This window comes from Azospirillum sp. UENF 112521 (genome assembly GCF_058780665.1).
Window position 1 is genome coordinate 51,953 of sequence record NZ_JBSNCI010000003.1, and the last position, 26,862, is coordinate 78,814.

20 protein-coding genes and 2 pseudogenes are annotated in these 26,862 nt (G+C 67.9%); 4 read left to right on the forward strand and 18 right to left on the reverse strand.

What is annotated here, in order from left to right; translation table 11 throughout:
- Position 1: 1 nt before the first annotated feature.
- Both ACWPN8_RS16205 and ACWPN8_RS16210 read right to left on the reverse strand, forming a co-directional pair.
- Positions 2–940: an ABC transporter permease gene (locus tag ACWPN8_RS16205; protein WP_109445733.1), complete on the reverse strand. Its 939-nt coding sequence runs from the start codon at positions 938–940 to the stop codon at positions 2–4.
- A 4-nt stretch (positions 941–944) separates the two neighbouring features.
- Positions 945–2,474: an ABC transporter substrate-binding protein gene (locus ACWPN8_RS16210; RefSeq protein WP_492241439.1), complete on the reverse strand. Its 1,530-nt coding sequence runs from the start codon at positions 2,472–2,474 to the stop codon at positions 945–947.
- Between the two features lie 376 nt (positions 2,475–2,850).
- Here ACWPN8_RS16210 and ACWPN8_RS16215 point away from each other — a divergent pair, with 376 nt between their 5' ends.
- The 3 genes from ACWPN8_RS16215 to ACWPN8_RS16225 all read left to right on the forward strand — a co-directional run bounded on the left by ACWPN8_RS16215 (position 2,851) and on the right by ACWPN8_RS16225 (position 6,414).
- Entirely contained in the window at positions 2,851–3,480 is a 630-nt protein-coding gene (locus ACWPN8_RS16215) for an isochorismatase family protein (RefSeq protein WP_492241440.1), read from the forward strand.
- A 192-nt stretch (positions 3,481–3,672) separates the two neighbouring features.
- The gene (locus ACWPN8_RS16220) at positions 3,673–5,049 is read left to right on the forward strand and encodes an amidase (RefSeq protein ID WP_492241441.1); all 1,377 of its coding nucleotides are present in this window, start codon (positions 3,673–3,675) and stop codon (positions 5,047–5,049) included.
- Between the two features lie 51 nt (positions 5,050–5,100).
- The gene (locus tag ACWPN8_RS16225) at positions 5,101–6,414 is read left to right on the forward strand and encodes an amidase (protein WP_492241442.1); all 1,314 of its coding nucleotides are present in this window, start codon (positions 5,101–5,103) and stop codon (positions 6,412–6,414) included.
- A 66-nt stretch (positions 6,415–6,480) separates the two neighbouring features.
- On the opposite strand, the pseudogene ACWPN8_RS16230 reads toward ACWPN8_RS16225, so the two are convergent.
- Positions 6,481–7,030: pseudogene (locus ACWPN8_RS16230) on the reverse strand (transposase); the annotation flags it as partial.
- Between the two features lie 367 nt (positions 7,031–7,397).
- Between ACWPN8_RS16230 and ACWPN8_RS16235 the strand changes: the two are divergent.
- Positions 7,398–7,625, forward strand: a pseudogene (locus tag ACWPN8_RS16235) (IS701 family transposase); the annotation flags it as partial.
- Positions 7,626–7,640: 15 nt separating this feature from the next.
- Here the strand turns inward: ACWPN8_RS16235 and ACWPN8_RS16240 are convergent.
- From ACWPN8_RS16240 to ACWPN8_RS16310, 15 genes are all read right to left on the reverse strand, one after another.
- A protein-coding gene (locus ACWPN8_RS16240; protein ID WP_492241211.1) for an IS5 family transposase occupies positions 7,641–8,521 on the reverse strand; the annotation gives its coding sequence in 2 pieces (ribosomal slippage) (positions 7,641–8,144 and positions 8,147–8,521; 879 coding nt in all).
- A 74-nt stretch (positions 8,522–8,595) separates the two neighbouring features.
- Positions 8,596–12,042 carry a pyruvate carboxylase gene (locus ACWPN8_RS16245; RefSeq protein WP_492241443.1) on the reverse strand — a complete coding sequence of 1,149 codons (3,447 nt, stop codon included), beginning with the start codon at positions 12,040–12,042 and terminating at the stop codon, positions 8,596–8,598.
- A gap of 67 nt (positions 12,043–12,109) precedes the next feature.
- The gene (locus tag ACWPN8_RS16250; protein ID WP_492241444.1) at positions 12,110–13,036 is read right to left on the reverse strand and encodes an electron transfer flavoprotein subunit alpha/FixB family protein; all 927 of its coding nucleotides are present in this window, start codon (positions 13,034–13,036) and stop codon (positions 12,110–12,112) included.
- A gap of 1 nt (position 13,037) precedes the next feature.
- The gene (locus ACWPN8_RS16255) at positions 13,038–13,790 is read right to left on the reverse strand and encodes an electron transfer flavoprotein subunit beta/FixA family protein (RefSeq protein ID WP_247872762.1); all 753 of its coding nucleotides are present in this window, start codon (positions 13,788–13,790) and stop codon (positions 13,038–13,040) included.
- 115 nt (positions 13,791–13,905) lie between these two features.
- Positions 13,906–14,736: an aldolase/citrate lyase family protein gene (locus ACWPN8_RS16260; RefSeq protein WP_492241445.1), complete on the reverse strand. Its 831-nt coding sequence runs from the start codon at positions 14,734–14,736 to the stop codon at positions 13,906–13,908.
- On the reverse strand, positions 14,736–15,581 hold the full coding sequence (locus tag ACWPN8_RS16265) for an HTD2 family dehydratase (protein WP_413343142.1): 846 nt from the start codon (positions 15,579–15,581) through the stop codon (positions 14,736–14,738). Before ACWPN8_RS16265 ends, ACWPN8_RS16260 begins: the two co-directional genes overlap by 1 nt.
- A gap of 24 nt (positions 15,582–15,605) precedes the next feature.
- Positions 15,606–16,760, reverse strand: coding sequence for an acyl-CoA dehydrogenase family protein (locus tag ACWPN8_RS16270; protein ID WP_492241446.1), 1,155 nt, complete (start codon positions 16,758–16,760; stop codon positions 15,606–15,608).
- A gap of 201 nt (positions 16,761–16,961) precedes the next feature.
- Positions 16,962–18,599: an electron transfer flavoprotein-ubiquinone oxidoreductase gene (locus ACWPN8_RS16275; protein ID WP_492241447.1), complete on the reverse strand. Its 1,638-nt coding sequence runs from the start codon at positions 18,597–18,599 to the stop codon at positions 16,962–16,964.
- A gap of 295 nt (positions 18,600–18,894) precedes the next feature.
- Entirely contained in the window at positions 18,895–20,040 is a 1,146-nt protein-coding gene (locus ACWPN8_RS16280) for an NADH:flavin oxidoreductase/NADH oxidase (protein ID WP_492241448.1), read from the reverse strand.
- 50 nt (positions 20,041–20,090) lie between these two features.
- A complete protein-coding gene (locus tag ACWPN8_RS16285) occupies positions 20,091–20,459 on the reverse strand; it encodes a cupin domain-containing protein (protein WP_109095813.1) in 369 nt (122 codons plus the stop codon).
- A 203-nt stretch (positions 20,460–20,662) separates the two neighbouring features.
- Positions 20,663–21,388: an ABC transporter ATP-binding protein gene (locus ACWPN8_RS16290; RefSeq protein ID WP_109095812.1), complete on the reverse strand. Its 726-nt coding sequence runs from the start codon at positions 21,386–21,388 to the stop codon at positions 20,663–20,665.
- Positions 21,389–21,397: 9 nt separating this feature from the next.
- Positions 21,398–22,147, reverse strand: coding sequence for an ABC transporter ATP-binding protein (locus ACWPN8_RS16295; protein ID WP_109095811.1), 750 nt, complete (start codon positions 22,145–22,147; stop codon positions 21,398–21,400).
- Positions 22,140–23,108 carry a branched-chain amino acid ABC transporter permease gene (locus ACWPN8_RS16300; RefSeq protein WP_199237470.1) on the reverse strand — a complete coding sequence of 323 codons (969 nt, stop codon included), beginning with the start codon at positions 23,106–23,108 and terminating at the stop codon, positions 22,140–22,142. Before ACWPN8_RS16300 ends, ACWPN8_RS16295 begins: the two co-directional genes overlap by 8 nt.
- A 37-nt stretch (positions 23,109–23,145) precedes the next feature.
- Positions 23,146–24,018 carry a branched-chain amino acid ABC transporter permease gene (locus ACWPN8_RS16305; protein WP_109095809.1) on the reverse strand — a complete coding sequence of 291 codons (873 nt, stop codon included), beginning with the start codon at positions 24,016–24,018 and terminating at the stop codon, positions 23,146–23,148.
- A gap of 424 nt (positions 24,019–24,442) precedes the next feature.
- Positions 24,443–26,818 (reverse strand): methyl-accepting chemotaxis protein, encoded by a 2,376-nt coding sequence (locus ACWPN8_RS16310; RefSeq protein WP_492241449.1) that lies wholly within the window; start codon positions 26,816–26,818, stop codon positions 24,443–24,445.
- Positions 26,819–26,862: the final 44 nt, after the last annotated feature.

Here is a 26,862-nt window from a genome sequence, read left to right on the forward strand (position 1 = left end):
CTCACCGTGTGGACAGGCGCGGATCGACCAGCCCGTAGGCGAGGTCGAGCAGGCTGTTGACGAGGACGACAGCCACGGCCAGCACCAGCACGCCCGCCTGGACGAGCTGGTAGTCACGGGCCGAAACCGCCTTGAGGATCATCGAGCCGATGCCGGGACGGCTGAACACCACCTCGATCAGGATGGCGCTGCCCAACGACCAAGCGAAGGTGACGCCGACGATGGCGAGGATCGGGACGAGCGCGTTCTTCAGCGCCAGCCGCCAGACCACTCGGCGCTGCGGCACGCCCATCGCGCGGGCCACCCGGACATAGTCCTGGCCCAGAACCTCCAGCATCGCCGAGCGGGTCAGCCGGGTGATGTAGGCGGCGACCGAGATGCCGAGCACCCCGGCCGGCAGCACCAGATGGTGAATCTGGTCGAGGAAGCCCCCGCCCGAGCTGGCACCCAGCGCCGGGAACCATTTCAGCTCCTGCGAGAACAGCAGGACCGAGGCGAGGCCGAGCCAGAAGACCGGAAAGGAAATGCCGAACAGGGCGACGACCATGATGAGCAGGTCGCTCCACGAACCCTGCCGTTCCGCCGTGACGATGCCGAGCGGAATGCCGATCACCACCGCGATGGCCAGGCCGGCGAAGGCCAGCACGGCGGAATCGGGCAGGCTGAGAAGGATTTCCTCCAGCGCCGGCCGCCCGGTCACGACCGAGGCGCCGAAATCCCCGGTCAGGGCGCGCAGGGCGTAAAGCCCGTACTGCACGATCACCGGGCGGTCGAGGCCGAGTTGGGCGCGCAGTGTCGCCAGCGCCTCCTCGGTCGCGTAATCGCCCAGCATGTATTGCGCGGGATCGCCCGGAATCATGCGGACGAGGAAGAAGGTCACGGTCACGATGCCGAACACCGTGATCGCGAGCTGCGTCAGTTGACGGAGGAGGCGATCCATGGCGTCACCCGGCCAGCACGACGGGATAGGCGCTCATGGTGAAGAGCGAGTTCTGGACGAAGCCGGTCACCGCCTTGGTGTGGGCGATGTAGAGACGGTCGGCATAGAGCGGCACGATGGGGGCGTCGCCCATCACCTTGGCCTGGATCTTCCCGTAGACCTCCTTGCGGGCGGCGTCCCCCTGGGCCTTGCGGGCGGCGGCGATCAGATCCTCGACGCCCTCGTAATGCGAGGTGTTGAGGCCCGGCGGGAAGGACGACTTGGCGAACATCGACAGGATGGGGCTGTCGGGATCGGGAGCGCCGACCACGCCGGTGATGCAGGTGGGGACGGTTCCCTTGTTGCGCGCCTGGAGATAGGCACCGCGCTCCAGCACCTTGATCTTGGCGTCGATGCCAACGGCGGCGAGGTCGCTGGCGATCGGCACGACGATCTTGTCGTAGGGGTTGGCGCCCGGTGCCACCAGATCGAGCGTGAAGGGTCCGACGCCGGCCTCCTTCAGCAGCGCCTTGGCCTTCTGCGGGTCGTAGGGGTAGGCCGGCACCGTGTTGGTGAACTCCTGGAAGGAGGAGGTCAGGAAGCCGTCCGATTCGGTCTTGGTGCCCTTGAAGAAGCCGTCGATCAGCGCCTTGCGGTTGATGGCGTGGCTGATGGCCTGGCGGACTCGCAGGTCGTTCAGCGGCTTGATGCTGGTGTTGAGGATCAGGTTGATGGTGTGGTTGGCGTCGCGGTCATGCACCGTCACCACGCCGCCGCTCTTCAGGCGCTGGATGATCTCCGGCTGCTGCAGACCGAAGAAGATGTCGATCTCGCCGTTCTCCAGCGCGATGGCCGCCGCCGTCTCGTCCTTGATGACGCGGAACAGCAACTCCTCCACCTTCGGCGCGCCGGCGAAATACTCCTTGTTGGCGGACAGCCTGACCTCGCGGCCCGGGGTCCAGACCTGGAAGACGAAGGGGCCGGTGCCGACCGGGTTCAGCGCGTAGGCCTTCTCGCCAATCTCGCCCAGCGCCTTGCGGCTGAGGATCCAGCCCTGGTTGAAGGCCGACACCTTGTGCAGGAAGCCCGAGTTCGGCTCCTTCAGGGTGATGACCACGCGGTCTGGTGCCGGCGTCTCGACCGACTTGATGGAGGCGAGCTGGCCGGCGTAGCTGCTGCCGGTCTGCGGGTCGAGCACCCGCTCGAAGGAGAACTTCACGTCGTCGGAGGTGAAGGGTCCGTAGTTCTTGTGCCAGACGACGCCACTGCGCAGCGCGAAGCTGTAGACGGTGCCATCGGGCGAGATCTCCCAGGAAGTGGCAAGGTCGGGAACCAGGGCGTTGCTCGCCTCGTCGTACTTGACCAGCCCGTTGTAGATCTGGGTGGCGACCGTCTGGTTCTCGATCTGGAAGATGCGGGCGGGGTCGAGGTTGCCGATGTCGCTGCCGATGCGCACACGCAGCACCGGAGGGGCGGCGACGGCGCCGAGCGGCCATCCGCTGCCCGCCACCAGCGCACCGGCTGCCAGCAGAGTGCCGAACTGCCGGCGATTCACTCCGTTCCGCTCCTGTCGATGGGTCCCGACCATGGCCTGCTCCTGTGTCGTCTGGAATTGGTTGGGCGGTGGCTGCAGATGGCCTCGCAAGAATGCACACAATCTGCGCTATGCCGATGCGACAAGGGGAATAGCAGAAACCGTACCATCCCTGACAAAAGCGCTCGGGAATTCCATGAATTCTTATTTATCAATGAGTTATTTTGTTAGATCAAAGAACATTCGTACATACCGCGATATGGAAAATTGCGTGCTCCGTGGGCATCTGCACCGCTCAAATGGCGAAACTATGGACTTTGAATGCATATTAAACTGACTGTATGCTTTTTCTGCGCTTGTCATCCGGCGCTCCCACCGGAAAAGGACATCACCCGACATGAGCGACCTTTCCATCTACGAACGCCAGGGACTCGGCCAACCGCTCGGCTTCGGCCGCAAGACGGCGCTGCTGGTCATCGACTTCCAACTCGGCTTCACCCGTGAGGACGCCTTCGGCGGCTTCAACATCAACGACGCGATCACGGCGACCGCCGAACTGTTGGAGCACGCCCGCGCCGTGGGGATGCCGATCGCCCACGCCTGCTTCATCGCGCCGGACGCGGTCGGCGGCATCGGCCCCTTCGGCGAGAAGATCCCCAACCTGCTGAAGCTGACCGAGGACGCACCGGACACCGCGTTCGCCCCGGCGGTGACGCCGCGGGAGGGCGAATACATCGCCCGCAAGCAGCATGCCTCGGCCTTCTTCGGCACCGGCCTGTCGACCTGGCTGCGCGCCAACGGCGTCGATACGCTGCTGGTGACCGGCTGCACCACGTCGGGCTGCGTGCGGGCCAGCGTGATCGACGCCTCCGCCCACGGGCTGCGGCCGATCATCGTCGAGGAGTGCGTCGGCGACCGCGCCGAGGAGCCGCACCGCGCCAACCTGTTCGACATGCGGCAGAAATACGCCGACGTGATGTCGCTCCAGGCCGTCATCGCCCACATCGGCATGGCCAAGGCAGCCTGAACGCGGGCAACCGCATGCTCCTTCTCCCACCCCGGGAGAGGGAGCATGCGGAGCATGGGAAGGGTGAGCGGCTCTCGGCACATGGGTTTCGTCACACCCGCCAGCCCCTTACCCTCCCCGCTCCGCGGGTTCCCTCCGTCTCCCGGGACGGGAGAGGGCTTTAGCCCCCTTGCCAACCGAAAGCAGCAGCGCATGTCCACCACGACCATTCCGGCCGGGACCGCCACCGGCTTGCCCGGCTCCTGCGAAAGCGAAACCCGCGCCTGCCTGGACGCCATTGCCAGGCGGAACCCGACACTGAACGCCGTCCTGACCGTCACAGGCGACGCGGCGCTCGGCCGCGCCCGCGCGCTCGACCAGGAGCGGGCGGCCGGCGAATGGCCGGGACTGCTCGACGGCGTGACGGTCACCATCAAGGACTGTTTCGAACTGGCCGGTGAAACCACCAGCTACGGTTCGGTCCGCTTCGCCGCCGAGGGTCGACAGGACGCCACGGTGGTCCGGCGGTTGAAGGCGGCCGGCGCCGTGCTCATCGGACGCAACAACCTCAGTGAGTTCTGCCTGGGCTCGACCAACCAGAACGAACACCATGGTTCCTGCCGCAACCCGTGGAACACCGCCCATGTGCCGGGCGGGTCGAGTGGTGGGTCGGGCTCCGCCGTAGCGGGCGGGCTGTGCCGGGTGTCCATCGGCACCGATACCGGCGGGTCGATCCGCATTCCCGCCGCACTGTGCGGCGTGACGGGGCTGCGGCCCAGCGTCGGGCGGGTGCCGAACACCGGCTCGATCGCGTGCAGCGTCGATTTCGACACCATCGGCCCGCTGGCCTATTCGGTGTCCGACGTGGCCCGCGCCTTCGCGGCCATCGCCGGCTATGACCCGGAGGATCCCAATTCGGTGGATGCACCGCTCGGCAATTTCCTGCCGACGCTGCGCGACGGAATTGCCGGGGTGCGCGTCGGCGTGCCGCGCAACTTCTATTTCGAGGGGCTCCAGCCGGCGGTGGCCGAACGGCTGCGCGAGGCGCTGGCAGTGCTGGAGCGGGCCGGGGCCACGCTGGTCGATGTCACCGTCGAGGACGCCGAGGTGGCCCAGGCCCGCACCGGCTTCTCGCTGCTGGTCGCCGACATGGCCCAATACCACCTGGACAGGATCGAAACCGCGCCCGAGGCCATCGGCCCGGAGGTCCTGCGCCGCCTGAGGCTCGGCCTGCCGGTCAGCGGCGTGCAATACGCCGAATCCCGGCGCTGGCTGGCCGCCTGGAAGCTGCGGTTCCGGGCGTTGTTCGAGCGGGTCGATCTGATCGTGACGCCGACGACCCCCATCGTCGCCCCGGCCATCGCCGACGCCGCCGACATGATCGAAGCGACCAAGGCGGTCAGCCGCTTCACCTATGGCTTCGGCGCGCTCGGCCTGCCGGCGATGACAGTGCCCTGCGGCTTCGGCGCGCATGGCTTGCCGGTCGGAATGCAGATCGTCAGCCGTTGGTTCGAAGAACCGCTGGTCTTCCGCGCTGGCGTCGCCTTCCAGGCCGCCACCGACCATCACCGCCGGCGCCCGGCGCCCTGATCGCCCTCGCCTCCCCTGCGCCCTCTCCCTCTGCACCGAAGGAAGCACGTCATGGAACCCTATGAACTTTCGGCCAGCGAGGCCGCCCGGTCGATCCGCGAGGGTCGGCTGACCAGCGAGTCGCTGGTGCGATCTTGCCTGGAGCGGATCGATGCGCGCGACCCCGGGATCCGTGCCTGGATTCACCTCGACCCCGCCCTGTCGCTCGCCGCCGCCCGCGAGGCCGACAAGCGCTTCGTCGCCGACCCGTCGGCCGTTGGCCCGCTGCACGGCCTGCCCTTCGGCGTCAAGGACGTGATCGACACCGCCGATATGCCGACCACCCACAACTCACCGATCTTCCAGGGGCATCGGCCGGGCCGCGACGCCGCCTGCGTCGCCATCGCGCGCAGCGCGGGCGGCATTCTGCTGGGCAAGACCGACACGGTGGAATTCGCGTCGGGTGGGCGCAAGGCGGCGACCCGCAACCCGCTCAACCCCGACCACACGCCAGGCGGCTCCTCTTCCGGCTCGGGAGCGGCGGTGGGCGACCGCCATGTGCCGCTCGCCTTCGGCACCCAGACTGGCGGGTCCCATATCCGCCCGGCCTCCTTCAACGGCATCTACGGCATGAAGCCGACCTGGGGTGCGGTCAGCCGCGAGGGGGTCAAGCATTACGCGGTGTCGCTCGACACCATAGGCTGGTACGGCCGTTCGGTCGCCGATCTCGCGCTGATGGCGGAAGCCTACCGGCTGGAGGGAATGGGAACGACCGCACCGGTGCCGCTGGCCGGACTGCGGGTCGGGCTGTGCCGCTCGCCGGTGTGGTCGTCCATCGAGCCGGCCGGCGAAGCGGCGCTCCATCTGGCGGCGTCGCGGCTGGAACAGGCCGGCGCCATCGTCGTGCCCTTCGAACTGCCCGAGGAGTTCGCCACCCTGGCCGAAGTGCAGGACGTCATCCGCCGCGGCGAGGGGCGCGCGTCCTTTCTCGACCTGCACCTCAGCGACCGCCACCGGCTGCATCCCGAACTGGCCGACCATTGCGAGCACAATCGGGGGATCACGACACGGACCCTGACCGAGGCCTACGACGTCGCCGGGCTATGCCGCGCCCGCTTCGCCGGGCTGTTCGAGGGGATCGACGTGATCCTGACCCCGGCGGCTCCCGGCGAGGCGCCCAAGGGACTGCACACCACCGGCGACCACATCTTCAACGGCATCTGGACCGTGCTGCACGCGCCCTGTGTGGCCGTGCCCTGCACGCAGGGCCCCAATGGGTTGCCGGTTGGGGTGCAGTTCGTGGCGCCGCGCTTCGCCGACGCCAACCTGCTGGCAATGGCCGAGGCGATGGCCCCAGCGGTGGATCCCGGCATGATGACGGCATGAACGGGGCGGCCGGACTTTGGTGCAGAACTCTGTTTGCTGACGGATTTCGCCCAGAGGCGATGGAGATCAGGCGACCTTCCGGTAGGTTGGCATGCCGAGGCTGGTCATACGATTGATGACGGCGCAGGCGGCCTTGGCTTCGGCTTTTTGTGCGGGCAGAGTGCGGGCGCGCAGGCTGTGTCCGATCAAAACCTTGTACCGAATCATCGCCGCCTCGACCAACGATCCCCTGCCGTATTGGACAGCTCACTGCCAGCCCAGCCGACCACGCTCCTTGATCATCAGGATGTGGCGGTCGCGCCGGGTTGGCGCGCTCTCGGCGGTGTCGCTCACCACGGCGGTCGCGCGCGGCGGGATGATCACCTCGGCGTCGGGTGTGTGGGCGGCGACAGCACGATAGACGGGCTCGCCGTCGTAGGCGCCGTCCGCCAGGACCGCGCCGATAGGGCCTTGTGACTTGGTCGAGCAACGGACCGACCAGTGGGGCGTCTCCCTCCTCGTTGCCCGTCAACGCCGAGGCGAGGATCTCGCCGGTGGCGGGAGCGACGGCCAGGTGCAAATTGCTCCAGCATCGGCGCGCGGTGCCGCCATGCTTCTCCAGGTGCCACTCGCCCCGCCGGCGCAGCGCCTCATCGTAGGCCGCCCAGTTCTCCACACGGTACCGGGCCTTCGGGATCTTATGGCGGCGGGGCTCATTGACCTTGTACGGCATCAGCTCCAGCGGGCCGCTTCTATACCTGCTCGCCCTCCAGACCGCCACCAGTCCGACCTTTTTGCACCGACGCCGTGCGGATCATGATCGACCGCGTCGTCCTGACGCCCTCCCCTGCCGGTATGGGGCTGGATGCGGACTTGCACGGCGAGCTGGCCGGCGTCCTGGCGGTCTGCGAAGGCGCTGCTCAGATGCGCAATTCCCAGACGCACGAACGCCCCGGCTCTTTCGAACCGGGGCGTCAAGTGTCGGTGGTTGCGGGGGGCAGGATTTGGCCTTCCTCACCGTCGTGCGCACGACGGCCATTGAGGGGAGAGGACCGGCTCGACCTGACCGCCGACCTTCTCCCCCTGACCGTGCCCGAGATCCGCACCCTCCTGGCAGCCTTGGCCGGCCGGCAACTCCTCCCCACCGTCGCTGTCGCTTGGTCCATATGGCGAAGACGACATCAACAGCGGACACGCTGGTCTCATTGGAAACGCCGAACACAAACCGATAGAGACCGGCTGTAGTACTAGGTCCTGTCTGACGGCCTACTGACGCGCAGGCATCGCTGGATCATGGCGAGCCTGATGAAGGTCATGTAGTTGACGGCAAGCTTGTCATGTCGCGTGGCAACGGATCGGCATCCTTTGAGCCATCCGATGCCACGCTCGACGACGTTTCGTCGCCGGTATGCCTCCCGATCGAACCGAGGCGGCCTGCCGCGGTGGGTTCGCCTGCGTTCGTCCTTGCGCATGGCAATGACCGGTTCGATGTGGCGGCGTCGCAGGTACTGACGAAAGCGATTGGCGCTGTAGCCCTTGTCGCCAGCCAGCTTTCGAGGCTTGGTGCGTCGGCGCCCTCGGCGGGTGGGCAAGCTGACCGCCTCCAAGGCGGCGACGGCGAAGGAGATTTCCTGAAGCTGACCTGCGCTCAGCACGGCGGCCAGCGGCAGGCCGTTGCCATCGGTCACCAAATGGATTTTGGTCCCGAAGCCCCCGCGGGAGCGGCCGAGTGCGTGGTCGGCCGGCTCGTCCGAGCCCCCCTTTTTCCGCCCCCAGCCGCCGAGCGACTGGCCCGGATGCTGGTGCCGTCGATGCACCAGAGGTCCACATCGATCCGACCATCCGCATCAAGCTGCAAGCGCAGCCGGTCGAGGATCCGCTCGAACAGCCCGTCGCAACGCCATCGCACAAAGCGTTCGTAGATCGTCTGCCAGGGGCCGTAGCGTTCGGGAATGTCCCGCCATTGGGCGCCGGTGTTCAGCTTCCACATCAGCCCATCAACCACTTGACGGTGATCCCGCCACACACCGCCACCTCGCGGATTCGACCGCGGCATCAAATCCGCGATCCGATCCCACTGCGCATCGCTCAGTTCGTAGCGTCGCAGCCCTGTCGCATCGTAAGCCATCAAACTGACCTTGGGCTCTAAACCACAACGTCAATAGGCTCGTCAGACAGGACCTAGTGCGGTTCAGTTCCCCTTCAATCGGATACCACAACGAGCAGATCCTTGGTCTCGACACTCCATCCCTGCTCGATCACGATGCGCTCGACCGTACCGGGGCGATCGGCGCGCACAATGGTCTCCATCTTCATCGCTTCCAGCGACATCAGCGCGTCGCCGGCTTCGACCCGCTGGCCCGGCCGGATCAGGATCCCGGTGATCAGCCCAGGCATCGGCGCCCCGATATGGGCGGGGTTGCCGTTCTCCGCCCTGGTCAGTCCAGCCCGCGCCGGTGTTACCGAGCGGTCCTGTACCTCGATCGTGCGCGGCTGCCCGTTCAGTTCGAAGAACACTGCACGCTGCCCGGCTTCGTCGGCCTCCCCGATCGCCAGGTAACGCACCACCAGCGTCTTGCCCGCTTCCAGAGACAGCGACACCTCCTCGCCCCGCACCAGCCCGTGGAAGAAAACCGGGGTGGGGAGCACGCCGACGTCACCATAAACCGCACGGTGCCTGGCGTAGTCGGTGAACACAGTCGGGTACATGAGGTATGAGGCGAGTTGGCGGTCATCGACCGGATGGCCTGCCGCACGCTCCGCCGCGGCGCGCTCCGCCTCCAGGTCGGCCGGCGGGATCAGCGCACCGGGCCGGCCGGGCAGCGGCGTCCCGCCCTTCAACACCTTGCGCTGCAAAGCGTCCGGGAAGCCGCCCGGCGGCTGGCCGATCTCGCCGCGCATCAACTGCACCACCGAATCGGGGAAGGCGATCTCCTTTGCCGGGTCGAGCACATCCGCCTCGCCCAGCCCGCCGGCGACCATCATCAGCGCCATGTCGCCGACCACCTTCGACGTCGGCGTCACCTTGACGATGTCGCCGAACAACCGGTTCACCGTGGCGTAGGCTTCGACCACCTGATCCCAGCGCTCCTCCAAACCGAGCGCGCGTGCCTGTTCCCGCAGGTTCGTGTACTGGCCGCCGGGCATTTCGTGCCGGTAGACCTCCGACGAACTGGCACGCACGTCACTCTCGAACGGCGCATAGCATCGCCGCACCTGCTCCCAATACTGGGACAGCACCGTGATCGCCCGCCGGTCAAGGCCGGTGTCGCGCGCCGTATGCTCAAGCGCCGCGGCGATGGAACCCAGGGGGGGCTGCGACGTCAACCCCGACAGGCTGTCCATGGCGGCGTCCACCACGTCCACCCCGGCCTCCACCGCAGCCAGCACGCTGGCCGCGCCGGCGCCGGAGGTGTCGTGGGTGTGGAAGTGGATGGGCAGCCCGACCTCCTCGCGCAGCGTGCGCACCAGCAGAGCGGCAGCGGCCGGCTTGCACAGGCCGGCCATGTCCTTGATGCCGAGGATGTGGGCGCCCGCCGCCTCCAGTTCCCTCGCGAGGGCCACGTAGTATTTCAGGTCGTACTTGGGCCGGCGCGGATCGAGCAGATCGCCGGTGTAGCAGAGGGCCGCCTCGCAGATCGCCCCGGTCCCGCGAACCGCGTCGATTGCGACGCGCATGTTCTCGACCCCGTTCAGGCTGTCGAAGACGCGGAACACGTCGACGCCGCCCGACGCCGCTTGTTGGATGAAGTGGCGCACCACGTTGTCCGGGTAGTTGGCGTAGCCCACCGCATTCGACGCGCGCAGCAGCATCTGCAGCAGCTGGTTCGGCATCGCCGCCCGCAGGCCGGCGAGGCGCTCCCACGGATCCTCCTTGAGAAAGCGCATGGCCACGTCGAAGGTAGCGCCGCCCCAGCACTCGACCGAGAACAGCTGCGGGAGCAGCCGGGCATAAGCCGGCGCCGCGGCGAGCAGATCGTGGCTTCGAACCCGGGTGGCCAGCAGCGACTGGTGGGCATCGCGCATGGTGGTGTCGGTCACCAGCACCTTGCGCTGCTCGCGCACCCAGCGGGCCAGGGCGTCGGCCCCGTCCAACTCCAGGCGCTGCTTGAGGCCCGGCGGCGGCGCGTCCGCGGACATGGCGGGCGGCTTCGGCTGTGCCGGACGGGGAGCGGCTTTGCTCTTCAGCTCGGGATGGCCATTGACCATCACGTCGGCGATGTAGGTCAGCAGCCGGCTGGCGCGGTCGCGGGGCGGCGGGCGGCGGAAAAGCTCGGGCGTGGTGTCGATGAAACGCGTGGTGCAGGTGGCGGCGCGGAACTCCGGATGCGCGATCAGAGCCTGAAGGAAAGTGAGATTGGTCGTCACGCCGCGGATGCGGAACTCGCGCAGGGCCCGGTCCATGCGGGCGATCGCCTCGTCCGGGGTCGGCGCCCAGGCGACCACCTTCTCCAGCAGGCTGTCGTAGTGCCGCGTGACCAGCGCTCCGGAGTAGGCCGTGCCGCCGTCCAGGCGGATGCCGAAGCCGTTGGCGCCACGGTACAGGCTGATGCGGCCGTGGTCGGGGACGAAGTTGTTGTCCGGATCCTCGGTGGTGATGCGGCACTGGATGGCGTGACCCGACAAGTTGATGTCGCTCTGGGCCGGAACCCCGCTCCCGGCATCGCCGATGCGGGCCCCGGCGGCGATGCGGATCTGCGCCTTCACGAGGTCGATGCCGGTGACCGCTTCGGTGACGGTGTGCTCGACCTGGATGCGCGGGTTCACTTCGATGAAGTAGAAGGCGCCGGTGTCGGCGTCCATCAGGAACTCGACGGTGCCGGCGTTGCGGTAGCCGGCAGCGCGGGCAAGCGTGAGTGCGGCGTCGCACAGCGCGGCGCGCTCGACCGCCGTCAGGTAGGCGGCCGGGGCGCGCTCGACGACCTTCTGGTTGCGGCGCTGGACGGAGCAGTCGCGCTCGAACAGGTGGACGAGCGTGCCGTGCGCATCGCCCATAACCTGCACCTCGACGTGACGGGCGCGGCGGACGAGCTTCTCAAGGTAAAGCTCGCCGTTGCCGAAAGCGGCCTGGGCCTCGCGCCGGGCGGCGGCGACCAGATCCGGAAGGTCCTCAGCCGTCTCGACGACGCGCATGCCACGGCCACCGCCGCCCCAACTTGCCTTCAGCATGAGGGGATAGCCGATTTCCGCGGCAAGGCGCGCCGCGCCGGCAACGTCGTCGGGCAGTGCGCCCGTTGCGGGCATGACGGGAACGCCGGCCGAGACGGCAAGGGTGCGCGCCGCCACCTTGTTGCCGAGCAGGCGCATGGTGTTGGCCGACGGACCGATGAAGGTGATGCCCGCCGCGGCGCAGGCGTCGGCGAAGTCCGGGTTCTCGGAAAGGAAGCCATAGCCGGGGTGGATGGCGTCGGCGCCGGCGCGGACGGCGGTGGCGATGATGGCGTCGATGTCGAGATACGCCTCGATGGGTCCCCTGCCCTCGCCGATCCGATAGCTCTCGTCCGCTTTGAAGCGGTGCAGTGAAAAACGGTCCTCGTATGCAAAGACGGCGACGGTCGGGATCCCGAGTTCGGTAGCCGCACGCAGCACACGAATGGCGATCTCGCCCCGGTTGGCGACCAGAATTTTGCGAAAGGGGGAGGCATGCATCACGATATCCCGACCAGAAGAGAACATCCGGAAGCCGTCCGGACCTGACGGAGGGTTGGCGTCACCCCTACAAGGCGGCGTCCAAGGCCGGCATTGCCGTGAACAGGTCGGCGACGAGGCCGTAGTCGGCGACCTGGAAGATCGGCGCCTCCTCGTCCTTGTTGATCGCGACGATGATCTTGCTGTCCTTCATGCCGGCCAGATGCTGGATGGCCCCCGATATGCCGACGGCGATATAGAGATCCGGCGCCACGATCTTGCCGGTCTGCCCGACCTGATAGTCGTTCGGCACATACCCCGCATCCACTGCGGCGCGCGACGCACCGACCGCGGCGCCCAGCTTGTCAGCGACCGCTTCCAAAAGATGGAAGTTCTCCCCCGACTGCATGCCGCGTCCGCCGGAGATCACCACCCGCGCCGAGGTCAGCTCCGGCCGTTCGGACTTCGACAGCTCCGCCGACACGAAGCTGGACATCCCCGGATCGGCCGTGGCCGCCAGCGCCTCGACCGGCGCCGAACCGGTCGCCGCCACCGGATCGAAGGCGGTGCTGCGCACCGTGATGACCTTCACCGAATCCGCCGATCGCACCGTGGCGATGGCGTTGCCGGCATAGATCGGCCGCTCGAAAATGTCCGGCGACACCACCGCGGTGATTTCCGAAATCTGCGCCACGTCCAGAAGCGCCGCCACGCGCGGCAGCACGTTCTTGCCCGTGGAGGTCGCCGCCGCCAGCACATGGCCGTACCCCGGCGCCAGGCTTGCCAGCAGTGCGGCCAGCGGCTCGGCCAGCGCATGCGCGTAGATTGCGTCCTCGGCCAGCAGCACCTTGGCGACGCCGTCGGCCTTGGCCGAGTCCTCTGCCGCGGCGCGGGCGCCTTGCCCGGCAACCAGGACGTGGACTTCGCCGCCGATCTTCCGGGCGGCGGCGATGACGGACAGCGTGGCGGTCTTGAGCGACGCGTTGTCGTGTTCGGCCAGGATCAGGATCGTCATGTCAGATCACCCGCGCTTCCGTCTTGAGCTTGTCCACGAGGGCGGCCACATCGGCCACCTTGATGCCGCCCTTGCGCCTGGGCGGCTCGGTCACTTTGAGTGTCGTCAGACGCGGCGCCACATCGACGCCGAGCGCGTCGGGCGTGAGTGTGTCGAGCGGCTTCTTCTTCGCCTTCATGATGCTCGGCAGCGAGGCGTAGCGCGGCTCGTTCAGGCGCAGGTCGGTGGTGACGACCGCCGGCAGCGCCAGCTCGATGGTCTCCAGACCGCCGTCGATCTCTCGCGTCACCGTCAGCCTCCCCTCGCCCGGCACCAGCCTGGAGGCGAACGTGCCCTGCGGCCAGCCGAGCAGCGCCGCCAGCATCTGGCCGGTCTGGTTGCAGTCGTCGTCGATGGCCTGCTTGCCGAGCAGCACCAGCTGCGGAGCTTCCTTTTCGACCAGCACCTTGAGCAATTTGGCGACGGCGAGCGGCTGCAGCTCGGCATCCGTCTGCACCAGGATGGCGCGGTCGGCACCCATCGCCAGCGCGGTCCGCAGCGTCTCCTGGGCGCCGGCCGGGCCGATCGAGACGGCGACCACCTCGGTGGCCTTGCCGGCTTCCTTCAAGCGAACCGCCTCTTCGACGGCGATCTCGTCGAAGGGATTCATCGACATCTTGACGTTGGCGGTCTCCACGCCCGAGCCGTCCGCCTTCACGCGGACTTTCACATTGTAGTCGACCACCCGTTTGACGGGCACCAGCACCCTGCTCAACTCGGCATCCCTCCCTAATTCCGTATGGGTATGGCCGTGGCATCGCGCATCGCCCTGCACGGCGACCGCCACGGTCCGTTGTCTCGTTACCGGCTCCGGTTGGAGTTCCCGGCCTCTATTCCACAGCCGTCTCTCCAGCCGCAGCGAGAACGAGCCGTGCCTTGCGTGCCACCGCTTCGTCGACCATGCGGCCGGAGACGACGCCGACGCCCTTGAGGCTTTCCAGCAGGATGCGGCGGGCCTCCGCCACGGCCTCCGCACTCGGCGTCAGCGCTTCGTTGATGACGGCCACCTGCCTTGGATGGATGGCCGCCTTGCCCCCAAAGCCGAGGCGGATGGATGCATGCGTTTCGGCGCGCAGTCCGGGATCGTCGTCCGGCATGAAGTACGGTGAATCGATGGCGGCAAGCCCGCAGAGCGCCGCCGCCTGGACCACCCGGCTGCGCGCCAGCAACAACGGCTCCCACGCGCAGTCCGCACCGAGATCGGCGGCGAAATCGGCGGCCCCGAAGAACAGCGCATCGAGGCGCGGAGTGGCGCGCGCCATGGCCTCGGCCTTCTCCACGCCTCTGGCGCTCTCGATCAGAGCGATCAGGCGGGCGGTCTTTCCCGCCTGGGTCAACAGCCCGTCCAGCAAACGCAGGATGTCTGGCGAGTCGGCCTTGGGGACGATGATCGCGTCGGGCTGCGCTCCGGAGTGCAGGAGGGCCAGCATATCTTCAAGCCCGAACGCCGTGCCTGGAGCGTTGATGCGCAATGCACGCCCTGTATGGCCATCCGGCGCCTGGGACAGCCAGTCCATCGCTGCGGTCCGTGCCGCGGCCTTGCCGCCGGCCGCAACGGCATCCTCCAAATCGATGATGACGACGTCGGCACCGACCTCGGCCGCCCGAGTGAAGCGCTCCGGTTTGGTGCCGGGCGTAAACAGCCAGCTGCGGCGGGGCATCACGCGGCCTCCAGTTCGGCCTGCATGGCGATCCGTCCGGCGGGATCGAGCGCCCACAGCGATGCCCCGTCCGGGGTCGGCGTTCCGCAGAGCGTAAAGGGCTGCACGTCGAACAAAGGCCGTTGCGCGCGGAACTGGAAGGTGGAGATCCGGGCGCCGGGGTTGTGACGCAGGAACAGGTCCATCAGCAGGGTGGCGATCAGCGGACCATGAACCACAAGCCCCGGGTATCCCTCGACCGCCTCGGCGTATTGCCGGTCATAGTGGATCCGATGGCCGTTGAAAGTAAGCGCCGAGAAACGGAACAGCAGCATCGGGTCGGCGTCGACGGTCCGCTCCCACACGGCCGAGGGTGCCGGGTCGGCCGGGTCGGTTGATGGCGCGGCACCGGGAGCCGCGGCCTCACGATAGACGATGTTCTGCAACTCGCGCAGCGCAGGACCGTCCTGAACGAAGACGTCATGCGCGACCGTCACGAACAGCATGGGGCCCGACCGTCCCGTCTTGGGCTCCACGGAAAGGATGGTCGAGCGCCGGCGCAGGGCCTCGCCTTGGCGGATCGGCGCGAGAAATTCAAGGCGTCCGCCGGCGAACATGCGGCGCGGCAACGGCACCGGAGGCAGGAAGCCGCCGCGGTGGGGATGGCCGTCGCGGTCGAGCATCCCCTGCATGGCTTTCGGCAGGAAGTACAGCCAATGCCCGAGCGGCGGCACCTCGCCGGATCGCCAGGGCGGAGCCGCGTAATCCAGCGTGGCGGCCAGCGCCAGAAGCGGCGGCACCGCGGCGACGTCGAGGTTCTCCTCCTCGCGCCCGATCCAGTCCTTCAGGTTTTCCAGGTTCATCATACCCATCCCTCGCGGGCGTCCCGGTCAGAACGACTTCGGCATTTGGAGCACGTGCGTGCCGACGTGGGACAGAATCAGGTTGGTGGAGATCGGCGCGATCTGATAGAGGCGCGTTTCGCGGAACTTGCGCTCGATGTCGTACTCTTCCGCGAAGCCAAATCCGCCGTGGGTCTGCAGGCACGTATCGGCGGCATGCCAGGAGGCCTCGGACGCCAGCATCTTCGCCATGTTGGCTTCGGTACCGCATGGGATGCCGGCGTCGAACATGGACGAGGCCCTGTCGACCATCAACGCCGCGGCCTGCGTCTCCACGTAATTGCGTGCGATGGGAAACTGGACGCCCTGGTTGGCGCCGATCGGGCGGCCGAACACCTCCCTCTCGCGGGCATAGGTCGAGGCGCGGTCGATGAAGAAACGGGCGTCACCGATGCATTCCGACGCGATCAGGATGCGTTCCGCGTTCATGCCGTCGAGGATGTAGCGGAAGCCCCTGCCCTCCTGGCCGATCAGGTTCTCCGCAGGGACCTCCAAATTGTCGAAGAACAGTTCGGTGGTGGCGTGATTGATCATGGTGCGGATCGGCCGGATGGTCAGCCCGTTGCCGACCGCCTGGCGCATATCGACCAGCAGAACACTCATGCCCTCCGCGGGCTTGGCCGCCTGATCGCGAGGCGTGGTGCGCACCAGCAACAGCATCAGGTCGGAATGTTCGGCGCGCGAGATCCAGACCTTCTGGCCGTTGACGATGTATTTGTCGCCCTCCCGCTGGGCGAAGGTGCGGATGCGGGTGGTGTCGGTGCCGCTCGTCGGTTCGGTCACTCCGAACGCCTGGAGGCGGAGCGACCCATCGGCAATTCCGGGCAGATAGGCCTGCTTCTGGGTCGGCGTGCCGTGCCGCAGGAGGGTGCCCATCGTGTACATCTGGGCGTGGCAGGCTCCGCCGTTGCAACCGCTGCGGTGGATTTCCTCGAGGATCGCGGTCGCCGCACCGAGGCCGAGGCCGGAGCCACCGTATTCCTCGGGGATCAGCACCGAGAGAAAGCCCGCCTGCGTCAATGCCTGGACGAATTCGGTCGGGTAAGTGCGGCTCGCATCGAGCTTGCGCCAGTATTCGCCAGGGAAACCCGCGCACAAACGGCGGACAGACTCTCTGATTTCGGGAAAGGAATCCGCGTCCATTTCAATTCCATTAGTGTTGCGGGTTGATGTTCGGGGAATTAAACGGCGCTTGGACGATATCCGTCAAATGGGATGTCATCTATGCAGGTCATAGGGTCCCACTATGGCGGCGTGGCGGAAACGCAATGCGGCCGGTTACCCCTGAAGGCGGGGAGGACCGTCGTTTCAAGCCGTGCCTCCGCGTCACTCCGAGGCATGGCCCTACAGTCCCGGATAGTTCGGTCCGCCACCGCCCTCGGGGGTCACCCAGTCGATGTTCTGGGTGGGATCCTTGATGTCGCAGGTCTTGCAGTGGACGCAGTTCTGAGCGTTGATCCGCAGGCGCGGATCGCCGCCGTCCCCGCTGCGGACGATCTCGTACACCCCGGCCGGGCAGTAGCGGGTCTCCGGCGCGTCGTAGAGCGCCAGATTGATGCGGATCGGCGTCTCCGCGTCCTTCAGCGTCAGGTGCGGCGGCTGGTCTTCCTCGTGGTTGGTGTTCGACAGGTACACCGAGGACAGCCGGTCGAAGCTCACCGTGCCATCCGGCTTGGGATAGGCGATCGGCTGCGCGTCGCCGGCCTTCTTCAGCGTCGCGTGGTCCGGGTGCCTGTGGTGCAGCGTCCACGGCGACCTGCCGCCGACGGCCGTCTCGTAGGCCGCATTGGCGAGGCCGGCCCACAGGCCCTTCCGAAAGCCGGGCCGGATGTTGCGCACCCGGTACAGCTCGTCCCACACCCAGGATTTCCTGAGGCGCGCCTGGTATTCCGTCACCTCGCGCCCGTCGCCGCCGCCGGTCAGGTGGTCGAACACCGCCTCGGCCGCGACCATGCCCGACTTCATGGCGGTGTGGTTGCCCTTGATCTTCGGCACGTTCAGGAAGCCGGCGCCGTCGCCGACGATCAGGCCGCCGGGAAAGGTCAGCTTCGGGATCGACTGGAAGCCGCCCTCGCTCAGTGCGCGGGCGCCGTAGGCCAGACGCCGGCCGCCTTCGAAGGTCGGACGGATGGCCGGGTGCGTCTTGTAGCGCTGAAACTCTTCGAATGGGCTCAGATGCGGGTTGGCATAGTCCAGCCCCACCACGAAACCGACCGACACCAGATTGTCCGACAGGTGGTACAGGAACGAACCGCCGTAGGTGTCGGGGGTCAACGGCCAGCCGATGCTGTGTTCGATGAGGCCCGGATTCGATTTGGCTGGGTCGATTTCCCACAGCTCCTTGATGCCGAGGCCGTAGGTTTGCGGATCGACGCCGTCGCGCAGGTTGAAGCGCGCCATCAGCGTCTTGGTCAGGCTGCCGCGGCACCCCTCGGCGAAGATGGTCTGCCTGGCATGCAGCTCGACGCCAGGGGTGTGGTTGCCGGTGGGCCTCCCATCCCTGCCAATGCCCATGTCGCCGGTGGCGACGCCCTTCACCACGCCCTGTGGATCATGGAGCACTTCCGCACCGGCGAAGCCGGCATAGATCTCGACGCCCAGCTGCTCCGCCTGCTGGCCGAGCCAGCGGCCGAGATTGCCCAGCGAAATGATGAAATTGCCGGTGTTGTGCATCTGCGGAGGGGTCGGCAGGCGGAACGCCTTGGCCTCGGTGAGGAAGAGGAAGCGGTTCTCCTTGGCCGCGGTATCGAGCGGGGCGCCCTTGTCGCGCCAGTCCGGGATCAGTTCGTCGAGCGCATGTGTCTCGAACACCGCACCGGAGAGCAGGTGCGCTCCCACCTCCGAACCCTTTTCGATGACGCAGACCGAGAGCTCCTTTCCGCTCTCCTGCGCCAGTTGCTTCAGACGGATGGCCGCGGACAGGCCGGACGGACCTGCGCCCACGACAAGCACGTCGAATTCCAAGCTCTCGCGTCCACTCATGTGCATTTCCATTGAGGAGGCGCAGCGGGCCTCGAAAAAGAGGGGAGAGTGTTCGCATCACCCCGACCGAGCGCCGCGCTTCGCGGGGAACGCGCGGTGCGGCGGGAGGTTCTGACTGCGTTTCGCCGCGCGCCGAAGTCGCCGCATCCCGCAAAATGCGATGGTTTGGAAAGGGAGCCGGGCGATGCACGCCCGGCTCAAGTCCCGCACTCCGCCAGGAGGAAGAAAGCGCAGAGCGCGGGAAACTGAGGACAATGTCGAAGGCGCGTGCCGAAGAGGGGCGCGATCCCAGCCTTCATCTTTTCGATGAAATCCGTGGAACGGACAGCGGCTCCAGCGCAAAGGTGCCCAGCCGCATCCAGGCCGTGTTGTATTGGACCGGTACGCGGGCTTCCCCGGTCCGGTCGAGCGCCACCGCCGCACGCAACGGCCAATAGGGATCCCGAAGCATTTCGCGGCCGAGATAGACCAGATCGGCCTGCCCCTCCCGGATGATGCCCTCGGCCTGGGAGGGCTCCAGGATCATCCCGACGGCCGCCACCGGAATTCCGGCGCCGCTACGGACCGCCTCGGCACCCGGAACCTGGTAACCAGGACCGAAGGGAATGGTGGGGCGCGGTACGTTCCCCCCGGACGACACGTCGATCAGATCGACCCCATCCTCCTTGAGCCAGCGGGCAAGCTGCACCGTGTCCCCGGTGCTCCATCCGCCATCGGTCCAGTCGGTGTGGGACAGCCGGAAGGACAGCACCTTGCCGGCCGGCCAGACGGAGCGGACCGCCTGCGCCACCTCGCGGGTGATGCGGCAGCGGTTTTCCAGAGTGCCGCCATACTCGTCCCCGCGCCGGTTGGACAGCGGCGAATTGAACGAGTGAAGCAGATAGCCGTGGGCCGCATGAACCTCCAGCCAGTCGTAGCCGGCCGCGTCTGCCCTCCGGGCCGCGGCGGCGAAAGCCTCCACTATCCGCCGGATCTCTTCGCCGGTCATCTCGCGCGGGGCGGCATAGCCGTCGTCGAACGCCAGCGGGCTGGCGCCGTCCAGCGGCCATGCTCCCTCCTCCTCCGTAAGGGGGCGGCCCTGCTGTTCGCGCGGGTCGAGTTCCCAGGGGGGGAGCCGGGCGGCCTTGCGTCCGGCATGGGCGAGCTGGATCCCGGCCGCCGCGCCCTGGCTTTTCAGGAAGCGGACGATGCGGGCATGTCCTTCGACATGCCCGTCACGCCAGAGTCCCAGGTCGGACGGGGTGATGCGTCCCTCCGGCAGCACCGCGGTTCCCTCCGTCAGCACCAGTCCGGCGCCGCCGGCCGCGCGGGAGCCGAGATGGACGAGGTGCCAGTCGTTCACCTCCCCATCGACGGAGCTGTACTGGCACATCGGCGAAACGCCGATGCGGTTGCGCAACGTGACGCCGCGAAGGGTGATCGGGTCGAAAAGGCTGGGCATTTGAAATCCTCGAAGAACTCGGGCCAGGTCCTGCATGTCCCGCCGCCCTGCTATTTCCGGTAATATTGCCATTCGAGCATCAGGCACCCCCGACGTGAGCCGTAGGGGCCATGCGGCGTGCCCGGCGGCCGGCAGGAATAGGCAGGTGCCTGGATGCCGGATGGGCCGGTGCCATCCTCGAACTGCATGTCTCCCTCCAGGAGGTAGACCTCTTCCCAGTAGTCGTGCACCAGGGTGGCGGACGTGGCGAATCCCGGTGCGAAGCGGACGATCCGGGTGCGCGCACCGGTTTTCGACGTCTCGTCCAGATCGTCGGAGAGGAGTTTCACCTGCAAGGCGGCCGGGTAGCCCTTCAGCGGTTCCCAGCCTTCGGACAGGTCGAGCGCGGTCAGGTCGATGGGACGGCGCGGAGTGTTCATGCTGCTGGTCTCCGGAAAGCGATGTGCGCCGCTGCGCAAGGCCGGTTGCGTATGGCCAGCCGGACAAGGGTCGCGGAGGGCAGCATTCCATTTTCGCCGTACCGAAGGAAGAGCCGGAGCCCGGCCGCTCCGGCCCCATAGGAAGCGGCTATCCCGGACATAGCCGATAAGCCACGGGGGCCGCACGGCCGCTCCGACATCCGTCAGGCCGCGGCTTCGCCGACGCTCAGATAGCGGTTGCGCAGGGCCTCGTCCTCCAGCAGGGCCGATCCCCTGCCCTCCCATGCCACGGCCCCTTTTTCGATGATGTACTGCCGGTCGACCACCTTGCAGACCGCCTCGATCTCCTTGTCGACGACGATCATCGACATGCCGTCGGAGCGGAGCATGGCGAGGTTGGCCCATATTTCCTCGCGGATCAGCGGGGCCAGCCCCTCCGTCGCCTCGTCGAGGATCAGCAGCGACGGATTGGTGACCAGCGCCCGTCCGATCGCCAGCATCTGCTGCTCGCCGCCGGACAGCAGGTTGCCCGGATTCCCCAGCCGCTCGCGCAGGCGCGGGAAGACCTCCAGCACCCGGTCGTAGGACCAGCTGCGCCCGGCGTTGCGCATGGGCGCCGGACGGGCCGCCATCAGCAGGTTCTCCCGCACGGTCAGGTTGGGAAAAATCCGGCGCCCCTCCGGAACCAGACCGACACCGCGCCGGGCGATCCGGTGGGCCGGCATCGCATCGATCCGCGCCCCGTCGAAGGCGATGGTCCCGCCGCGCGGCGGGCAAATGCCCATGATCGTATTGATCGTGGTCGTCTTTCCCATGCCGTTGCGGCCGACGAGCGCGATCGCCTCCCCCTTCGCCAGCCGGAGGGAGAGGCCGTGCAGAATGCGGACGGCGCCGTAGCCGGCCTGGACGTTCGACAATTCGAGAAGCATGCCGCCCCCTTAATGCTGATGACCGAGATAGGCGGCCTGGACCGCCGGGTCGGCGCCGATCTCGGCCGGCGTGCCGGTGGCGATCACGCTGCCGCGCACCAGAACGCTCACCCGGTCGGCCAGGGAGAACACGGCGTCCATGTCGTGCTCCACCATGACGATGGTGTAGCGGCCCTTGAGCGATTTCAGCAGTTGCACCAGCCGCTGGCTCTCGTCGCGTCCCATGCCGGCCATCGGCTCGTCGAGCAGGAGCAGCTTCGGCTCCATCGCGAGCGCGATCGCGATCTCCAGCTGGCGGCGGTCGCCGTGCGACAGGTGGGCCGCCATGCTATGCGCCCGGCCGCCCAGGTTGACCAGCCGCAGGCACTCCATCGCCGGTTCCTGCAGCCGGCGGTCGTCGTCGGCCCGCTTCCAGAAACGGAAGCTGTGCCCCTGCCGTGCCTGGATCGCCAGCGCCACGTTCTGCAGCGCGGTGAAGCCGGCGACGATCGAGGTGATCTGGAACGACCGTGCAACCCCCAGCAAGGCCCGGCGATGCACCGGTTCCCGCGTGATTTCCACCCCGTCGAACCGGATGGTGCCGGCGTCGGGCAGGATGCCGCCGTGCAGCTGGTTGATGAAGGTCGTCTTGCCCGCCCCGTTCGGACCGATCAGGGCATGCGTTTCGTGCCGGCGGATGTCGAGCGACAGGTCGCGGGTCACTTGCAGCCCGCCGAACCGCTTGCCCAGCCCGACGACCTGCAGAATGGACTCAGTCATGGCCGCGCCCTCCGTCGCCGCTGCGCAGGGCGCCGATCAGGTTGGCGAGACCGTCGCGCAGGAACAGGACCAGCAGGATGATGATGATGCCGAAGGGAAGCTGCCAATGGATGGTCAGCGCCGACAGGACGAGTTCCAGCAGCAGGAACACCACGGCCCCCAGGGCCGGGCCCCAGACCGTCGCCATGCCGCCGAGCACGACCATGACGATCAGATCGCCGGATCGCACCCAGGACATCTCGGCCGGGCTGATGAAGGTCTGCGACACGACCAGCAGGGCTCCCGCCAGTCCGGCGATCGCCCCGGCGATGACGAAGACCGCCAGACGATAGCTCAGCGGCGCGATGCCGACCGAGGACACGCGCCGGTCGTTGCCGGCGGCGGCGCGGATCACCATGCCGAAGCGGCTGTCGACGAGCCGCGTCCCCGCCACCAGCACGGCGAGCAGCACCGCCAGGCACAGGTAGAAGATCGCGGTCCGCCCGCCGAGCGCCATGCCGGCGACGTCGAGCGATGTGGAGACCTGAAGCCCCTCCTCGCCGCCGTACCGTTCCAGCGCGACGAAGAAGTAGAAGAACATCTGGTTGAAGGCGAGCGTGATCATGATGAAGTAGGCGCCGGCCGTCCGCAGGGCGATCAGCCCGAAGGCCGCGGCGGCCAGCCCGCTTCCCAGGACCGCCGCCGGCACCAGGACCAGCAGCTCGGTCGTGCCGTGCTCCGCCAGGATCGCCACGGTGTAGCCGCCGAGCCCGAACAGGGCGGCATGCATCAGGCTGACCAGCCCGGCGACGCCCAGGACGATGTTCAGCGAGACGGCGGCGATGGCGAACACCACCATGCGGGTGAACACGCGGATCAGGAACGGCTGGTCCAGCCCCTCGGCCAGCACCGGCACGAGGGCCAGAAGGCCGACCAGGATGATGACCGGCGCCAGACGGCGTAGCGGTTCCAGGCCGGACAAGGATGCTGACCGTCGAAAGGTCGTTTGTTGAGGATTGTCAAGCATGGCTCGGAAACAGACCTCCCGGTCGCAGGGCGAGCAGGGCCGCCATGATGACGTAGATCGCCATGGACCCCAGGGCGGGGTGCAGCAGCACCCGGCCGAAGGTGTCGCCCAGGCCGATGAGCAGAGCCGCGACGAAGGCGCCGCGGATCGACCCCAAGCCGCCGACCACGACGACCACCAGCGCCAGGATCAGGATCGGCTCTCCCATGCCGACCTGGACCGCGAGGATCGGTCCGGCCATGACGCCGGCCAGGCCGGCCAGGGCCGCGCCGGCGACGAACACCACGGAGAAGACGCGCGAGACGTCGATGCCGAGCGCCGCCGCCATGGTCCGGTCGCTGGCTCCGGCGCGGACCCACATGCCGCCGCGGGTGTGCGTCACCAGCACATAGAGGACTCCGGCCATGACCAGCCCGACCACCAGGACCACCAGCCGGAACACCGGATATTGCAGGTCGGGGAGCAGCGGCACCGATCCCGCCAGCAGGCCGGGCAACGGCATGGCCAGGGGCGTCGCCCCCCAGATCATGCGGACCAGCTCGTTCGCCGCCAGGATCAGCCCGAAGGTCGCCAGCGTCTGGTCCAGATGGCTGCGGCGATAGAAGTGCCTCAGCAGGATGCGGTCGACCGCATAGCCGACCGCGGCGGCGGCCGGCACCGCGACCAGCACGGCCAGCAGGAAGCTTCCCGTCGCTGCCAGCACGCTCGCCGCCACGTAGGCGCCGATCATGTAGAGCGAGCCGTGCGCCAGATTGATCAGGTTCATGATGCCGAACACCAGCGTGAGCCCGGCCGACATCATGAAGAGCATCACGCCGAGCTGACATCCGTTCAGCACCTGCTCGATGATCAGGTTGAGGGTCATGTCGTGAATCCCGGCTTGAGGACCGGGAGATGGGCCACCGTTCCTGTATTTTGCATGTCTCCACCCTGTCTCATGAATTATTGCCGGAAGCCGGCGGTCGGGTTCGGTGGAAGCGGCCCGCGCGGATGCGGATCGCGCCGTCGATCGAAGGACGGCGCGGCGGCTGATCTTTTCCGCGGGCATGACGTCTTGAGCGGGCTTCCAGGAGATCGCACGATCCCGCAGCGAAGCGCCTACATTCCGTTTTACCAACGAACTTTTTGGGATGCGCAGGCCCTTAAGGCCCAACTGGTTTGGAAGAATAACACCCGGCGGTCGGGCGACCTAGGCCCCAGTCGGACTGCCGGCCCAGCCATAGGACCGGCCTATGCCGGATACGGGTTGCAGGTGAGGAAGCCGCCACCGGCGGCCGGGCGCGGCGCCGTCAGGCCGACGCCACCTGCTTGAGGAAGCCGTCCACCTGCACCCGCAGGGAATCCGCTTCGCCGGCCAGCGCCGTCGCGGCAGCCAGAACATGTCCGGCAATCCCGTCGGTGCTCGCCATGGCGGCCGAGACCCCGCCGATGCTCTTGGAGGCATCGCCCGTCCTCCCGGCCACCCGCTGCATTCCGGTTGCGATCTCGCGGATCGCGATGCCCTGCTTTTCCACGGCGTCCGACACCTCTTCGGTGACCGCGTCGATCCGGCCGATGATGTCGGTGATGGCCTGGATGGCCTGGGCCGAGTCCTGCGACGCCCTCTGCACCGACAGGATCCGGCCCGTGATGCTCTCCGTCGCCCGCGAGGTCTGGCTGGCGAGCTGCTTGACCTCCCCCGCGACCACGGCGAAACCGCGTCCCGCTTCTCCAGCCCGGGCCGCTTCGATGGTGGCGTTCAGCGCCAGCAGGTTCGTCTGTTCGGCGATGCCGTGGATCAACTGCACGATGGCTTCGATCTCCGACGCGGCCTGCGACAGCGCGGCCATCTTGCGGGTCGACTCCCTGGCTGCAGCGGTGGCTTCCGCCGTGATCCGGACCGAGCTGTCCATCTGCTGGCCGATCTCGCCGATCGAGGCCGACAGCTCCTCCGTCGCCGCAGCGACGGTCTGGACGTCGCTCGTGACGCCGGAGGCCGCGTCCGCGGCGCTCGACGCCTCGCCGGATGCCTGACCGGTGGTCGCGGACAGGCGCGACGCGGTGTCCTGCAAGCTCCGGGCGGAGGAGCCCACCGTCTCCACCACCCGATGGACGTTCCGGTCGAACGACGCGGCGAGCGTTTCCATCGCCGCGCGCCGCGCCATCCCCGCCTGCTCCCGGATGCCGTCCTGCTCCCGTTTCAGACGATCCATCTCCAGGATGTTGGCCCGGAAGACGTCGAGCGCCTCCGCCACGGTGCGCAGTTCGTCCCGCCTGTCGTGGCCCGGCACGCTGTCGATCATCTCGCCGCGGGCCAGACGGCGCATGGCGGTGACGATCCCGGCCAGCGGACCGGTGATCCCCCGCCCGATCCCCCAGGCGAGGCCGCTCCCGATCACCAGGGCGAACAACACCCCCGCCGCGATCAGCCAGCCGGCTTCCCGCCGCCCCTGCTCCATCCGGTCGAGCCCGAGGCGGCGCAGCCGCTCGGCCTGCGCGGTGACCTCTCCGGCACTGGCATACAGGCTGGCGGTCAGGCGCCGCTGCTCCGATTTGGCGGCGACGATCTTCCCGGCGCCGGCGCGGAGCTGCCCGATGTCATTGCGAAGCCTGCCCAAATTCCGACGGATGTCCGGGTCGGCGACGCGGAAATAGATCTCCTCGGTGATCCCCAGCAGCAGCCCGGTCGATTCGTCGAGATCGGCGCTGTCGGTTCCGCTGCCGACCAGCGCCAGACCCTCGGCTTGCGCACGGTTGCTGAGCCCGATCGTGGTGAGCGCGGCATCGCGGAGATCGGTGGCCTTGGTCAGCCGATCCTGCGCCTCCTCCATCTGGTCGTTCACGGTATTGCGCTCCTCCAGAACCGCAGTCCTCAGCAGGCCCATGCGGTCCCGCACCAGCGCCAGCGCTCCGTCGAGCCCCCGCCCGTCGGCAGCGCGGAGCGCGGCATCGAGCGCCCCCGTGTAGGCGTCCAGCGCGGCGGTCAGCGCCGCCGCCGCGCCGTCGCCCAGCCTTGCCCGCAGGGCCGTCACCGCACCCCCGGTCCCGTCTAGAACCCAGCGCAGCCGCTCCGCATCGGCCGGATCGACCGATCCCGTCCAGACGGCCTGCGCGCCTTGAAGTTCCGCGAGGTTCTGGCCGAGCGCGCTCATTAGCTGATCAACCACCGCGGCCTTCGCCTGACGCTGCTTCACCTGGGCGAAGGCGGTCCGCGCCGCCGACACCTCCTTGGCCTGCGCGTCGGCGATGGCGGTCGCCACCGCCTGCAATCCCCCGGTCACCTCGGTCAGGGAGCGGCTGATCTCCCGGATGGCGCCCTGCTGCGCGGTCTGCTCTTCGAAGGCGGCCCTGAAGACCCCGACCGGCGCCTCGAGCACCGCCTGCTCGCCGGTGGCGATCTCCGACAGCCGGCCGACCAGGGCGATGTCCGCGAGCACCTGCCGGATCAGCCGCTCCGCGTCCTTGCCCAAGTCTTTGTCCACGTCATTGCCCGGCGTCGTACCCCGTCCCGCCCTGTCGCCGGCGGCAACCATGGCGGCGGCATCCATCGCCAGCTGCTGCGCCGCCTGGGCGCCGGCGACATGCCGCGCGAAGGCCTCCAGACCCTGCCAGCCGGCGGCTGCGACGGCTGCCGTCAACAGCAGCAGGCCGAGGAAGCCGCCCATGATCCTGGTTCTGATGGACATTGGAAATCCCCGTTTGGCACGCGGCGGCATCGTCCGCCGCCGGC

Excerpts from the sequence above, each read along its gene's own strand:
- ACWPN8_RS16205 (WP_109445733.1), bottom strand. The coding sequence starts at position 940 with ATGGATCGCCTCCTCCGTCAACTGACGCAGCTCGCGATCACGGTGTTC.
- ACWPN8_RS16215 (WP_492241440.1), top strand. The coding sequence starts at position 2,851 with ATGAGCGACCTTTCCATCTACGAACGCCAGGGACTCGGCCAACCGCTC.
- ACWPN8_RS16220 (WP_492241441.1), top strand. The coding sequence starts at position 3,673 with ATGTCCACCACGACCATTCCGGCCGGGACCGCCACCGGCTTGCCCGGC.
- ACWPN8_RS16225 (WP_492241442.1), top strand. The coding sequence starts at position 5,101 with ATGGAACCCTATGAACTTTCGGCCAGCGAGGCCGCCCGGTCGATCCGC.
- ACWPN8_RS16245 (WP_492241443.1), bottom strand. The coding sequence starts at position 12,042 with ATGCATGCCTCCCCCTTTCGCAAAATTCTGGTCGCCAACCGGGGCGAG.
- ACWPN8_RS16250 (WP_492241444.1), bottom strand. The coding sequence starts at position 13,036 with ATGACGATCCTGATCCTGGCCGAACACGACAACGCGTCGCTCAAGACC.
- ACWPN8_RS16260 (WP_492241445.1), bottom strand. The coding sequence starts at position 14,736 with ATGCCCCGCCGCAGCTGGCTGTTTACGCCCGGCACCAAACCGGAGCGC.
- ACWPN8_RS16265 (WP_413343142.1), bottom strand. The coding sequence starts at position 15,581 with ATGATGAACCTGGAAAACCTGAAGGACTGGATCGGGCGCGAGGAGGAG.
- ACWPN8_RS16270 (WP_492241446.1), bottom strand. The coding sequence starts at position 16,760 with ATGGACGCGGATTCCTTTCCCGAAATCAGAGAGTCTGTCCGCCGTTTG.
- ACWPN8_RS16275 (WP_492241447.1), bottom strand. The coding sequence starts at position 18,599 with ATGAGTGGACGCGAGAGCTTGGAATTCGACGTGCTTGTCGTGGGCGCA.
- ACWPN8_RS16280 (WP_492241448.1), bottom strand. The coding sequence starts at position 20,040 with ATGCCCAGCCTTTTCGACCCGATCACCCTTCGCGGCGTCACGTTGCGC.
- ACWPN8_RS16285 (WP_109095813.1), bottom strand. The coding sequence starts at position 20,459 with ATGAACACTCCGCGCCGTCCCATCGACCTGACCGCGCTCGACCTGTCC.
- ACWPN8_RS16290 (WP_109095812.1), bottom strand. The coding sequence starts at position 21,388 with ATGCTTCTCGAATTGTCGAACGTCCAGGCCGGCTACGGCGCCGTCCGC.
- ACWPN8_RS16295 (WP_109095811.1), bottom strand. The coding sequence starts at position 22,147 with ATGACTGAGTCCATTCTGCAGGTCGTCGGGCTGGGCAAGCGGTTCGGC.
- ACWPN8_RS16305 (WP_109095809.1), bottom strand. The coding sequence starts at position 24,018 with ATGACCCTCAACCTGATCATCGAGCAGGTGCTGAACGGATGTCAGCTC.
- ACWPN8_RS16310 (WP_492241449.1), bottom strand. The coding sequence starts at position 26,818 with ATGTCCATCAGAACCAGGATCATGGGCGGCTTCCTCGGCCTGCTGCTG.